Annotated in this window: 11 protein-coding genes; 7 read left to right on the forward strand and 4 right to left on the reverse strand. The window is 71.0% G+C overall.

What is annotated here, in order from left to right:
* Positions 1-272 precede the first annotated feature (272 nt).
* The 5 genes from IEV99_RS01065 to IEV99_RS01085 all read left to right on the forward strand — a co-directional run bounded on the left by IEV99_RS01065 (position 273) and on the right by IEV99_RS01085 (position 4034).
* Positions 273-1148 (forward strand): branched-chain amino acid ABC transporter permease, encoded by an 876-nt coding sequence (locus IEV99_RS01065; RefSeq protein WP_188515887.1) that lies wholly within the window; start codon positions 273-275, stop codon positions 1146-1148.
* Entirely contained in the window at positions 1148-2149 is a 1002-nt protein-coding gene (locus IEV99_RS01070) for a branched-chain amino acid ABC transporter permease (protein WP_188515888.1), read from the forward strand. The genes IEV99_RS01065 and IEV99_RS01070 overlap by 1 nt, the downstream gene beginning before the upstream one ends.
* Positions 2149-2895: an ABC transporter ATP-binding protein gene (locus tag IEV99_RS01075; protein ID WP_188515889.1), complete on the forward strand. Its 747-nt coding sequence runs from the start codon at positions 2149-2151 to the stop codon at positions 2893-2895. Before IEV99_RS01070 ends, IEV99_RS01075 begins: the two co-directional genes overlap by 1 nt.
* Positions 2896-2905: 10 nt before the next feature.
* Positions 2906-3655 (forward strand): ABC transporter ATP-binding protein, encoded by a 750-nt coding sequence (locus IEV99_RS01080; RefSeq protein ID WP_188515890.1) that lies wholly within the window; start codon positions 2906-2908, stop codon positions 3653-3655.
* A 109-nt stretch (positions 3656-3764) separates the two neighbouring features.
* Positions 3765-4034 carry a hypothetical protein gene (locus IEV99_RS01085; protein ID WP_188515891.1) on the forward strand — a complete coding sequence of 90 codons (270 nt, stop codon included), beginning with the start codon at positions 3765-3767 and terminating at the stop codon, positions 4032-4034.
* A 191-nt stretch (positions 4035-4225) separates the two neighbouring features.
* On the opposite strand, the gene IEV99_RS01090 is transcribed toward IEV99_RS01085, so the two are convergent.
* From IEV99_RS01090 to IEV99_RS01105, 4 genes are all read right to left on the reverse strand, one after another.
* Positions 4226-5197 (reverse strand): S1C family serine protease, encoded by a 972-nt coding sequence (locus IEV99_RS01090; protein ID WP_188515892.1) that lies wholly within the window; start codon positions 5195-5197, stop codon positions 4226-4228.
* The gene (locus IEV99_RS01095; RefSeq protein ID WP_188515893.1) at positions 5194-5868 is read right to left on the reverse strand and encodes a DNA-3-methyladenine glycosylase; all 675 of its coding nucleotides are present in this window, start codon (positions 5866-5868) and stop codon (positions 5194-5196) included. Before IEV99_RS01095 ends, IEV99_RS01090 begins: the two co-directional genes overlap by 4 nt.
* The gene (locus IEV99_RS01100) at positions 5865-7157 is read right to left on the reverse strand and encodes an aldolase/citrate lyase family protein (protein ID WP_188515894.1); all 1293 of its coding nucleotides are present in this window, start codon (positions 7155-7157) and stop codon (positions 5865-5867) included. Before IEV99_RS01100 ends, IEV99_RS01095 begins: the two co-directional genes overlap by 4 nt.
* Positions 7158-7338: 181 nt before the next feature.
* Entirely contained in the window at positions 7339-10683 is a 3345-nt protein-coding gene (locus tag IEV99_RS01105) for a DEAD/DEAH box helicase (protein ID WP_188515895.1), read from the reverse strand.
* 157 nt (positions 10684-10840) lie between these two features.
* Between IEV99_RS01105 and IEV99_RS23695 the strand changes: the two genes are divergently transcribed.
* Together IEV99_RS23695 and IEV99_RS01115 are read left to right on the forward strand one after the other, a co-directional pair.
* Positions 10841-11071, forward strand: coding sequence for a DUF1289 domain-containing protein (locus IEV99_RS23695; protein WP_188515896.1), 231 nt, complete (start codon positions 10841-10843; stop codon positions 11069-11071).
* A gap of 65 nt (positions 11072-11136) precedes the next feature.
* Positions 11137-11940 (forward strand): polyphosphate kinase 2 family protein, encoded by an 804-nt coding sequence (locus IEV99_RS01115; RefSeq protein ID WP_188515897.1) that lies wholly within the window; start codon positions 11137-11139, stop codon positions 11938-11940.
* Positions 11941-11961 lie beyond the last annotated feature (21 nt).

An 11961-nucleotide genomic window follows, 5' to 3' on the forward strand; every position in this document is an offset into this window, starting at 1 on the left:
TCCAGCGCGCACGGGGGCGCCGTCATCCCCGGCGCGCCGCAGGCGCGGGAAGGGGATCCAGGGCCGCCGCGCTCACTCCTGGCTCCCCTTCCCGGCGCTCCGCGCCGCCGGGGATGACGGAAAGAGGATGACCGAAATCGGCGGGCCACCTTCCCGTCATTGCGAGCGCAGCGAAGCAATCCAGCCTAAAGCCCCGCGTTTAGACTGGATTGCTTCGCCTCTGGCTCGCAATGACGGCGAGGCTCACAACCGCCGCCACACACGGACGCACCATGGCGAACATGATCAACCTCCTGATGGCGGGCCTCGCGACCGGGGCGATCTACGCGCTGGTGGCGATCGGCTTCACGCTGCTGTGGCAGACGTCGCAGACCATCAACTTCGCCCAGGGCGAGTTCGTGATGCTGCCCGCCTTTTTCGTGCTCGCGGCCCTGAACCTGAAGGCGCCGCTCTGGCTGGCGCTGCTGATCGGTCTTGGCGCCTCGCTGCTGGTGCTCGGCGCCCTGTTCAAGCGGGCCGTGGTGGACCCCATGCTGCGCCACGGCGTGCTGCCGCTTGCAATCTGCACCATGGCGCTGTCCATCTTCCTCAAGGAGGGCGTCAAGGAAAGCTACAGCGCCGAGGCCTCGCCCTTTCCGTCCTTCGTCCCCGGCGGCAACGTTTCGCTGCTGGGCGCGCAGATATCGATCCAGAGCGTCTCGATCTTCGTGTTCGCGCTTGTCGTCGTTTTCGCCCTGCAGGCCTTCCTGATGCGCACCTCCACGGGCCGGCAGATGCAGGCCACGGCGCAGAACCCCTCGGTGGCGCGCCTGCTCGGCATCCCGGTGGAGCGGATGATCCTCTACACCTTCCTGATCAACGCCGGCCTTGTCGCCCTGGCGTCGTTTCTGGTCAGCCCCGTTTACCTCGCCAAGTTCTCGTCCGGCGAGACGCTGGGGCTGGCGGCTTTTATCGCCGCCATCGTGGGCGGCTTCAACCAGATCCGCGGCGCCATCGCGGGCGGCCTGCTGCTCGGCGTGGTGGACAATTTCGCGGCCGCCTATGTCTCCACGCAGTATCGCGGCGCCGTGCCGCTGTTTCTGCTGATCGCCGTGATCCTGTTTCGGCCCCAGGGCCTGTTCGGCCGCGCCGAGGAGCGCACCGTCTGATGGGCGCGAACGCCGCCACCTTGCGCGCCGCCGCCTTTGCGGCCGGGTTGCTCTTCCTGCTGCTCGTCCCGCTCGGGCTCAGCCGCTATGGCGTCTACATCATGAGCCTCTGGGCCGTGATGACCATCGCCGCCATGGGGCTGAACCTGACGCTGGGCTACGCCGGCCAGGTCTCGCTCGCGCAGGGCGCCTTCGTGGGGATCGGCTCTTACGCGGTCGCGATCCTCTCCACCAACGGCATGCCGTTCATCGTGCCGCTGCTGGTCGCCGTGGGCTTGAGCTTCGCGATCGGCTGGTTGCTGGGCTACCCGGCGCTGCGCGTGCAGCACCACTATCTGGCCTTTGTAACGCTGGCCTTCTCGACGCTGGTCTACCTCGTGTTCCGCAACGAGGAATGGCTCACCAAGGGCATCTATGGGATCATGGGCTTCAAGCGCCCCACCATCTTCGGGATCTCCACCGCGACGCCGCTGGCCTTCTACTATTTCTGCCTCGCCATGTTGGCGATCGCGACCGCGTTCCTTGCCTGGATCGTCCGCTCGCCCTGGGGCCGCGCCTTCGTGGCGTTGCGCGAGAACCCCGTACGGGCCTTGTCGCTGGGCGTCGACACCCGCCGCTACACCCTGATGGCTTTCGCGATCGGCTCTGCGATGGGGGGCTTCGCGGGCGCGGTCTACGCCCCGCTGGTGGAGTTCGTGGACCCGACGCCGTTCACGCTGGCGCTGTCGCTGAACATCCTCATGATGGTGATCGTCGGCGGCTCCGGCTTCTTTTTCGGCCCCTTCCTGGGCGCCGCGATCGCGGTGCTGCTGCCCGAATGGCTGCGCTTCGCCCATGGCTGGTACCTTGTGATCTACGCCGCTTTCGTGATGGGGCTGCTGATCTACTCGCCCACCGGCCTGCTCGGCGTCGCCGACCGCTGGACCGCCAACCGCAAGACCCGCCGCGCCAGCGCCGAGCGCGCCGCCGCGAGCGCTTCGCTCAGCCCGGAGAAGCCGTGATGGCCGGTCCCATCCTGGAGGTGCGCGACGTCCGCAAGCGCTTCGGCGGCATCACGGCCGTGGACGGCGTCTCATTCGAGGTGCGCGAGGGCGAGATCCTCGGCATCATCGGCCCCAACGGCTGCGGCAAGTCCACGCTGTTCAACTGCATCCTCGGCCAGCTCCGGCCCACCGAGGGCCGGGTGGTGCTGGACGGCCAGGACGTGACGGGCCTTCGCCCGTCCGAGATCAACCGGCGCGGCGTGAGCCGCACCTTTCAGCTGCTGCAGGTGTTTCCGCAGCTCTCCGTGCGCGAAAACCTCATTCTGGCCGGCCAGGAGCACAAGGGCTCCATGGCTTCGCGCCTGTTCGGCAAGCGCGACGCCGGCCTCACGCCCGAGGCCGACCGCATGATCGCGTTCTTCCGCCTCGGTCACCTTGCGGACGAAAAGGCCGGCGGCCTCAGCTACGGCCAGCAGAAGCTGCTCGACGCCGCCATGGCGTTCATGGCGGGCCCCCGCATGGTGCTGCTCGACGAGCCGGCCGGCGGCGTGAACCTGACGATGCTGGGCCACCTCGAGGAGCGCCTGCGCGCGATCAACGCCGAGCAGGGCGCCACCTTCGTGGTGATCGAGCACAACATGGACTTCGTGATGCGCCTGTGCACCCGCGTGGTGGTGCTGGCCGAAGGCCGCAAGATCGCCGAGGGCACGCCCGCTGAGGTGCGCGCCAACCAGACCGTCATCGACGCCTATCTGGGCCACTGAGGAGCCAGCCATGTCCGGTTCGAAAGCGGCTGAGCCCGTGTTGCGCGTGAAGGACATCGTCGCCGGCTACGGCGAGATGACGATCCTGAACGGCACAACCTTCGATGTCCGCCCCGGCACGATCACCACCGTGATCGGCCCCAACGGCGCGGGCAAGTCCACTGTCTTCAAGACCATCTTCGGCATGCTGAAGGCCCGCAGCGGCTCGGTGACGTTCAAGGGCCAGGACATCACCAACGCGCCGCCGCGCCGCCTGCTGACGCTGGGCCTCTGCTACGTTCCGCAGGGCCGCAACATCTTTCCGGAGCTCAGCGTCCGCCACAATCTGGAGCTCGGCGGCGTCTCGGCCGGCGCAGGCGTCGACGTCCCGGCCCGCGTCGAGGCGCTGATGGAGCGCTTCCCGATGCTGCGCAAAAAGTCCGGCCAGCAAGCCTCCACGCTGTCGGGCGGCGAGCAGAAGCTGCTCGAGATCGCCCGCTCGCTGCTGCTCGACCCGCAACTCATGCTCGTGGACGAGCCCTCCATCGGCCTTTCGCCGCTGATGGTTCAGGAGGTCTTCGGCATCCTCAAGGATCTGCGCCAGAAGGGGGTCTCCGTGCTGATGATCGAGCAGAACGCCCGCTCGGCTCTCGAGATCTCGGACGACGGCCTCGTGCTGGAGCTCGGCCGCACCCGCATTCAGGACGACGCCGCCAGACTCCTGGCCGATCCGCGTGTGGGCCAGCTTTTTCTCGGCGGCGTGGTGGGCGACGCCGCCTAATGCGTCGTCACTCTGGCGCGTGAAGCTTGCACGTAATCACATTGCAAATCCGGCTTTAGGTTGTGATGATCCTCCCTGGCGCTCGCGCCGTTTCGAGGGAGGATACCCAATGAGAATCGTACTCGCGCTTGCCGTTCTGGCGATCGGCGCCGGCGGCGCGCTGGCTCAGACGGCGGCTGCGCCCGCCATGCCGGCTTCGTCCTGCAAGGCCCAGGCGACCGAGAAGAAGCTCGCCGGCGCGGCGATGAACAGCTTCATGAAAAAGTGCCAGACGGACGCCGCCAAGGCCTGCGACATGTCGGCGAGCGAGAAGAAGCTCGCCGGCGCGGCCAAGAACAGCTTCACCAAGAAGTGCGTCACCGACTCGGTCGGCACCTAGCTTCGACGCGCTGCCGCAGCCTACTGACATGGTTGGCGGCGGTTGCAGAGGGCAGACCTTTTCTCCGTCATGGCCGGGCTTGACCCGGCCATCCACGCCGACGCCCAGCGCGTGGATCCCCGGGTCGAGCCCGGGGATGACGGGGGAGAGCTGGTGGCAGCGCGGGCACCGGCGCGCCGCCCGCCCACCCGTCAGTGCAGGCGCGCCGACTTCAGATACCGCTGCCTGTCCGCCGATTTCAGCGTCACGTCGAACACGTCGCCCTCGCGGTCCAGCGTCAGCGGCACGTCGACGCCGGCCGGGCCCAGCGCCCAGACCTGCCGGAAAAAGGTCGCGAGGTCCTTCACGGGCTTGCCCGCCACCGCCAGCACGGCGTCGCCCTCGTTGAGGCCGGCGCGCCGGGCCGGGCCGTCGCCCGCGACTCCCAGCAGCACGATGCGCTCGTCCGTTTCGGCCGCGTAGAGGCCCAGCCAGGGCCGCGGCGGCGCAGAAGGGCGGCCGAGCTGCAGCATGTCGTCCAGGATGGGCGGCAGGAGCTCGATCGGCACCACCATGTTGAGCGGCGCCACGCGCCCGCGCCCGATCGGGTGCTGCACCTGCAGCGATCCGACGCCCAGCAGCGCGCCGTCCTCGCCGATCATCGCCGCGCCGCCCCAATGCGGATGCGCCGGCGCGGTGAACACCGCCTTGTCGAGCACGTACTCCCAGTAGCCGGCGAATTCCTGCAGGCCCACCACATGGGCCGACACCGCCTTGGTGCGCCCGCCCGCGCCCGCCACCACCACGCGGTCGCCGGTGGCGAGCTTGCGTGAATCCCCCAGCGGCATCGCGGGCGCGTTTAGCCGGCCCAGCGTCTGCACCAGCCCCAGCCCCGTGGTCTGGTCGTAGGCCACCACGTGCCCGGGCGCGACCTGGCCGGTGTTGGTGGTCAGCCACACCTCCTCGGCCTCCGTGATCAGGTAGCCGATGGTGAGCACCAGTCCGTCCTCGCGGATCACCACGCCGTTGCCGGCGCGCTCGGAGCCCAGCGTCTCGGCCGTGAAGGCGTCCTCGGGCACGCGCGACGTCACCGCCACCACGCTGGAAAGGGTGCGGTCGAGATCAAAGGCGAAATCCCCCGCCTGGGGCTGCTCGTCGGCGGGCACCTTCCAGTCGGTTGTCATCGGGGGTCCTTTCGGTCGAGACGATTGCTACGGTTCAAGTCCGGGATTGGATCGAGGTTCCGCCCGCCCGGCAAGCCCCCGCGCTGCGTCCGTCCGTCGCTGCCGACGCAGGGCTCGCGCAGAGGCCGGCTGAGAAAGCGCGAGCCCGCCAGCGCGAAGCGCCACGGCGTCTCCACCCCCTTGGTGATGCCGATGCGCGGGCCCGCCAGCACGGCGGTCGGCCCGTCAGACGCCAGCAGCCGAAACGGGGGCGCGCTGAGCGGCAGCCCGTCATGCGCCCGGGTCACGCCCAGCGCCTGGCAGAGCCGCCCCGGCCCGGCGCACAAGAGCCGCGCATCCGAAAGCCCGCGCCGCTCCCGCATGGCGTCCAGCCCGGCTGCCGGCTCGATCGCCCGCAACAGCACGGCCGCGCCGGTAGGGCCGGGCCCGCACACGACGTTGAAGCACCAGTGCATGCCATAGCTGCGATACACATAGGCGCGCCCCGGCGGGCCGAACATCGCGCCGTTGCGGGGCGTCTCCCCGCGAAAGCTGTGCGAGGCCGGGTCTTCCCGGTCGTAGGCCTCCGTCTCGACGATCACCCCGCCGACGCCGTCCACCAGCAGCGTCGCGCCGATCAGCGCGCGCGCCACCGTCTCGGCGTCGCGGGCGAAGAACGCCTCGTCGATCATGCGTCCGCCTCCGCGCCGGCGCCGATCGCCGCAATGGCTGCCTTCATGGCGGCCAGCGCGGCAGGCGGCGCGCTGAGGTCGCGCACGCCGAGCCGCAGCCAGGTGTCCGCCAGCGCCGGATCCGCCGCCAGCGCGCCGCACAGCGCCACGTCAACTCCAAGCGCGGCCCCATGCGCGACCACGCGCTCCACGGCGGCGCAAAGCGCGCGCGAGGGCGTCGCCGATCCTGTCTGCCGCGGCTCGCCGAGCGCCGCCGCCAGATCGCCGAGACCGACGGACAGGCGTTCCACGCTCAATCCGGCCACGTGCTCCAGCGCTCCCGCGGTTTCGATCATGGCGCCCAGCCGCGGCCTCCCGAACGGGCGCCCGGCCCGCCGCAGAGCCTCCGTCGCATCCGCGAGGGCGGACCGCATCGCCGCCACGTCGGCTGGGCTCTCCACCATGGGCAGCACGATCGTCAGGTCGCCGGCCGCCGCCGCCCGCAGCAGCGCCCGCAATTGCACGCCGAGAATGGCGGGGTTCGCCAGCCCGAAGGCGACGCCCCGCAGCGCGCCCGCATCCACGCCCGGAAGCGTCTTTCCCTCACCGGGGTCGAACAGCCGGATCGCGACCGGCCTGTCGCCCGCCCATTGCAGCAGGATCCGGTAGGTCGCGAACTGCCCTTCCTCGCCCGGCAGCGCGGCGCGGTCGGCGAACAGCATCTCGGTGCGCACGAGCCCGATCCCGTCCGCATGCGCCGGGTCGGTCGCGCGCAGCTGAGACAGCTGGTCGATCACGAGCCCCACCCGCACGCGGCGTCTGTCCGCCGTGATCGCCGGCAGCGGCAGCAGCGCGGCGTCCCGGGCCCGCTGCTCCCGCCAGAGGCGCGCGCGGTGCGTGAAAGCCGTGGTCGTCGCGGCGCTTGGCCCGCGCACGAGCCTCCCGTCCACGGCGTCCAGCAAGGCTTCGCCCGCAAGGGCGCCGACATCGATCTCGGATTCGCCCGCGAGCCGAATCACGAGTGGCCAGCCTCGCTCCTGCGCCATCACGGCCACATGGCTGGTGGCCGAGCCGCGCACCAGCGCCAGGCCGGCCGGGTTCCTGTCCGACAAAGCTGCGCATTCGGCCGGCGTCAGGTCCACCCCGACGATCACCGCGCCGTGGGGCGCATCCAGCACGGCAGGCCGCACACGCGAAGGGTTGTCCTCCCCGTCGCCGATCTCGCCACCCACGCTAAACAGCGGCCCGCGCCCGAACCCTGGCGCCGCCACCTGCCCCCGCCACACCGTTTCGCCGCCGCCGTCGCTCATTCCACAGAAATAGGAAGCCGAATGTCGTTTCGCGAGTAGCCAAGCCGAAGCCGCAACGAGCCCCCTCTCCCCGGCACGGGGAGAGGGCTGGGGTGAGGGTGGTCCCACCGCTCCCCTCATCCGGCCTCGCTTCGCTTGGCCACCTTCTCCCCGTGCCGGGGAGAAGGAAAAAACGCGCGCCTCACCCCACCTTCTCGCGCCCATCCTGGAGCCAGGCCAGCAGCTTGCGGGCGCGCGCGCGCTGGCCGGCCGGGGTCGGGGCGTCGACGGGCCAGACAAGGCGGCCGTTTTTCCAGTCCGGCCCTTCCTTGATGCGGTCGAGCACCTTGGCGACCCAGGCCGGCGGCTCGTCGCCGGTGCGAAACGAGGCCGCGATCGCCTGCGGCCCCATGTCGAGCCGGCTCACGTCGAGGGTCCGGCACGCAACCGCCAGGCGGGCGCGCTCGAGCAGGCGCTCCACGGTTTCGGGCGGGTCGCCGAAGCGGTCCGCGATCTCGTCCGAAAGCGCCGCGAGGTCGGCCTCGCCGCGGGCGCGCACCAGCCTGACATAAAGCTCGAGCCGGACGTCGGGCTCCGGAATGTAGTCCACCGGGATCGCGCCCGGGTCCGCCATGCCGATCGCCGGCGTCCAGTCCTCCTCGACCGGTTCGCCGCGCGCCGCCAGCACGGCCCGCTCCAGCAGGTCCTGGTACAGCGCGGCTCCGATCAGCCGCATGTGGCCGCTCTGGTCCTCGCCCAGGAGGTCGCCCGCCCCGCGATGGTCGAGGTCCCGCGCGCTGATCGCGAAGCCGGCCCCGAGACGGTCCAGCGCCGCCAGCGTCTCCAGCCGCTTGCGCGCGCCCGCGCCGAGCTTCTGCCGCGGGTCGGTGGCCATCACGAACACGCCGCGCCGGCGGCCCCGTCCGACGCGCCCGCGCAGCTGGTGCAGCTGCGCCAGCCCAAAGCGATCCGGCCGCCACACCACCATCGTGTTGGCGTTGGGGATGTCGAGCCCGCTTTCCACGATGTTTGTGGCCAGCAGCACGTCGCCGTCGCCGTCCGAGAACCGGATCAGCGCGTCGTCGATCTCGGCCGGCTTCTGCTTCCCGTGCGCCACCAGCACGGTGGCCTCCGGCCAGATCTCGGCCAGGCGCGCCCGCATGGGCTCGATGTCCTCCACACGGGGGCAAACCACGAAGCTCTGCCCGTCTCGGCGACGCTCGCGCAGCAGCGCGTCGCGGATCGCGGTCTCGTCAAAGGGCTGGATCACGGCCCGCACGGGCACGCGGGCGGCCGGCGGCGTCGCGATCACGCTCAGCGAGCGCAGCCCCGCCATGGCGGATTGAAGCGTGCGCGGGATCGGCGTGGCCGTCATGGTGAGCACGTGAACGTTCTCGCCGAGCGCGGCCAACGCGGCCTTGTGGCGCGAACCGAAGCGCTGCTCCTCGTCGATGATCAGCAGGCCGAGATCCGAGAAGCGGACGTCCTTGGACGCCAGCGCGTGCGTGCCGATCACGACCCGGACGGAGCCGTCCGCCAGGCCCTGCTTCACCTCCCGCGCCTCCGCTGCGCTCGTGAACCGCGACAGGCCCGCCACCCGCACGCCCATGCGGGCGAAGCGCCGCGTGAACTCGGTCAGGTGCTGGCGCGCCAGCACGGTGGTGGGCGCCGCCACCGCCACCTGCTTGCCGGCGAGCGCCGCCGCGGCGGCGGCCCGCAGCGCAACCTCGGTCTTGCCGAAGCCGACATCGCCGCACACCAGCCGGTTCATGGGGCGGCCGGATGCGAGGTCGGCGAGAGCCTCCTCGATGGCGCGCGACTGGTCGGGCGTCTCCGGATAGGGAAATCCGGCCGCGAAACGCTCATAGGCGGCGCGAGGCGGGACCAGCGTCTCGGCCGTCCGGGCCGCGCGCTCCAGCGCGAGCGCGGCGATACGCGCGGCGGTGTCGTGAATCTGGGCGTCGATCTCGGCGCGGCGCTTCTCCCAGGCCTCGCCGCCGAGCCGGTCGAGCGACACGGTGTCGGGGTCCGAGCCATAACGCCAGAGCCGCCCCGCCTCGTCGGCCGGAACGAGCAGCACCTTGTTGTCCGCAAAGCGCAAGCGAATGGTCTCGGTCGCGCCGCCAGGCGTTTCGACGGTCTCGACATCCTCCAGCACCGCGAGGCCGTGGTCGCGGTGCACCACCACGTCGCCGCAGCGCAGGTCCGGTCCCGCCAGCACGGCGGCGCTCGCGGCGGCCTGCGCGGCGACCCGGGCGCGGCTGCCATAGAGGTCCGCGGCCGTCAGCATCGTCAGGGGCGGATCGGCGAGCCGAAAGCCCTTGTCGGCCGGGATGCTCGCTAAAAAGATGGCGCCGTGGCCGGCCGCGCGAACAGCGTCCCAGGAGGGCGCAACCTGCACGTCGACGTCCAGCGCCGCCGCCGCGAGGCGGCGCAGGTCGCGCAGCCAGGTGCGCGACGGCGCCGCGAGCACGACCGTACGGCCGGCCTCGCGCTCCGCCCGCAGGAACCGGGCTGCGCTTTCCTCGGGCAGGCGCTGGCCTGCGAAATTCGGCGCCGCGCTGTCGGCGTCCGGGGTGAACTCCAGGACCGTGGCGCGGTCGGCCAGCGCCTCCCAGGCGTCGGCGCCCAGGAAAAGGCCGGCGCCCGCGCGCGAGCCGCCGTCGGCGACCAGCTCCAGAAAGGCTTCGGCCCGGCCGGGCGCCTCGGGCGAGAGCAACACGCGGGCCCCGTCCAGCAGCGCGAGCGGCGCGGCGAGCTCGGGATGCGCCGCGAGCACCCGCTGGGCGAAGCTGTCGCGGGCCGACGCGCCGGCGTCGGTATCGCCCTCCTGCCCGGCGTTTGCGGGAGCAGCCGCAAAGGTGAAATCCTCGCTGGCCGCGACCAGCGTGACGGCCGCCAGCTTCTCCAGGGTGCGCTGGCTCACGGGATCGAACCGCCGGATTTCGGTGATGCGTCCGTCCTCGTGATCGAGCCGCACGGGCCTGTCGGCGTCGGCCGGGAAGATGTCGACCACGCCGCCCCGGATGCCGAACTCGCCGGGCTCGTCGACGCGTTCGTCGCTCCAGTAGCCGCGCCGTTCGAGCTCCAGCCGCAACGCCTCGGGGTCGACGGCGTCGCCGGCCCGCAGGGTCAGCTCCTCATCGCGCCACGCCGCCAGCGGCGGAACACGCTGCAGCATCGCCTCCGCGGTGGTCACCACCAGCGCGCGCTCGACGCCCTGCGCCAACCGCCCGAGCACGGCGGCGCGCCGGCCCATCACGGCGGCGGAGGGCGGCGCGAGGTCGAAGGGCAGGCTGTCCCAGGCCGGCCACCGCAGCACCGGTTGATCCACCGCGAGCGCTTCGGCCAGGCGCCCGACCTCCTCGGCCTGCCTCTCGCTGCCGGCGACGAACAGCACGCCCCCGGGGTGATCTCCTGCGGCGTCCAGCAGCGCCAGCGCGAGGGCGGCCGGCTGGGGCGGAACGGAGAGGGTCGGCGCGGCGTCCGGAGCGGCGGCGATTTCGGCAACGGCGGCTTCGAGAGCGGCGGATTGGGAAGCGGTCATGGGGCGAAACAAATCCGACGGCGGATCACCTCCGCCAAGGCGTCCTCAACGGGCGCCGACGCGATGGGTTGCGCGACCGGGGCCTCACGGTCCAAATAGTCGCAAGCCGCCCGCATGGGCGCCCGCCGCAACCGTTTCGACGAGACGCCCCACCGCCATGCAGATCACCGAAAGCCCTTGCGTCCAGATTTGCGTGATGGACGCCGACGCCGGGCTCTGCGTCGGCTGCGGCCGCACCCTCGGGGAGATCGGGCGCTGGGCCGCGATGGAGCCGGCGGAACGCCGCGCCATCATGGACATCCTGCCGGCCCGCCTCGCCGCCGCCGACCTGCCGCCGCTCCCCCGCCCGGCGCGCACCGGCCGCCGCCGCCAGCGCGAAAGGGCCTGATCTCGAAGCGTCTTTCGGTCGAGCGGCGCGTTGGCGCTGGTTCGCAGCGTTCAACGGAGATCCGCATGTCCGACGATTACCTCGTGAAGCCCGGCAAAAAGGCCAAGCTGGACGGCCGCGATCCGGCCGACACCGGCGGCTTGAAGGACGAGGAGAGCGCCAGGACGCAGCTGGCCGACGACATCGTGGCGATCGACAAGCTGCAGGACCGGCTCTACGCCGAGGGCAAGCGCGCGCTTCTGGTGATCCTCCAGGGCATGGACACCTCCGGCAAGGACGGCACGGTGCGCGGCGTGTTCAACCAGACGGGGCCGCTCGGCGTCACCGTGACGGCCTTCAAGCGCCCCAGCGAGGAAGAACTCGCGCACGACTTCCTGTGGCGCGCCCATCTGGCGGCGCCCAAACGCGGCACCATCGGCATCTTCAACCGCTCGCACTACGAGGACGTGCTGGTCGTGAAGGTCCACAAGCTCGTCGGCGCCAAGGAGGTCGATAAACGCTACGACCAGATCAACGCCTTCGAGAAGATCCTCACCGACAACGGCGTCACCATCCTGAAATTCATGCTGCACATCTCCAAAAAGGAGCAGCGCGAACGCCTGCAGGAACGCCTCGACGACCCCAAGAAGCACTGGAAGTTCAACCCCGGCGACCTCGACGACCGCAAGCTCTGGGACGACTTCCAGGACGCCTATGAGACCATGCTGGAGCGCTGCTCCACCGACCACGCGCCCTGGCGGGTGATCCCGGCCGACAAGAAATGGGCCCGCAACGCCGTCATTGCCTCCGTGGTGCGCAAGACGCTGGAGGACCTGGACCCGCAATACCCCAAGGTCACCTGGGACCCGAAAAGCTTCCGGGTGGAGTAGGGAGCCCGAAAAGAGCCCCCG

This window comes from Alsobacter metallidurans (assembly GCF_014636935.1).
In the GTDB taxonomy this organism is placed as follows: Bacteria; Pseudomonadota; Alphaproteobacteria; order Rhizobiales; family Beijerinckiaceae; genus Alsobacter; species Alsobacter metallidurans.

Excerpts from the sequence above, each read along its gene's own strand:
- IEV99_RS01065 (WP_188515887.1), top strand. The coding sequence starts at position 273 with ATGGCGAACATGATCAACCTCCTGATGGCGGGCCTCGCGACCGGGGCG.
- IEV99_RS01070 (WP_188515888.1), top strand. The coding sequence starts at position 1,148 with ATGGGCGCGAACGCCGCCACCTTGCGCGCCGCCGCCTTTGCGGCCGGG.
- IEV99_RS01075 (WP_188515889.1), top strand. The coding sequence starts at position 2,149 with ATGGCCGGTCCCATCCTGGAGGTGCGCGACGTCCGCAAGCGCTTCGGC.
- IEV99_RS01080 (WP_188515890.1), top strand. The coding sequence starts at position 2,906 with ATGTCCGGTTCGAAAGCGGCTGAGCCCGTGTTGCGCGTGAAGGACATC.
- IEV99_RS01085 (WP_188515891.1), top strand. The coding sequence starts at position 3,765 with ATGAGAATCGTACTCGCGCTTGCCGTTCTGGCGATCGGCGCCGGCGGC.
- IEV99_RS01090 (WP_188515892.1), bottom strand. The coding sequence starts at position 5,197 with ATGACAACCGACTGGAAGGTGCCCGCCGACGAGCAGCCCCAGGCGGGG.
- IEV99_RS01095 (WP_188515893.1), bottom strand. The coding sequence starts at position 5,868 with ATGATCGACGAGGCGTTCTTCGCCCGCGACGCCGAGACGGTGGCGCGC.
- IEV99_RS01100 (WP_188515894.1), bottom strand. The coding sequence starts at position 7,157 with ATGAGCGACGGCGGCGGCGAAACGGTGTGGCGGGGGCAGGTGGCGGCG.
- IEV99_RS01105 (WP_188515895.1), bottom strand. The coding sequence starts at position 10,683 with ATGACCGCTTCCCAATCCGCCGCTCTCGAAGCCGCCGTTGCCGAAATC.
- IEV99_RS23695 (WP_188515896.1), top strand. The coding sequence starts at position 10,841 with ATGCAGATCACCGAAAGCCCTTGCGTCCAGATTTGCGTGATGGACGCC.
- IEV99_RS01115 (WP_188515897.1), top strand. The coding sequence starts at position 11,137 with ATGTCCGACGATTACCTCGTGAAGCCCGGCAAAAAGGCCAAGCTGGAC.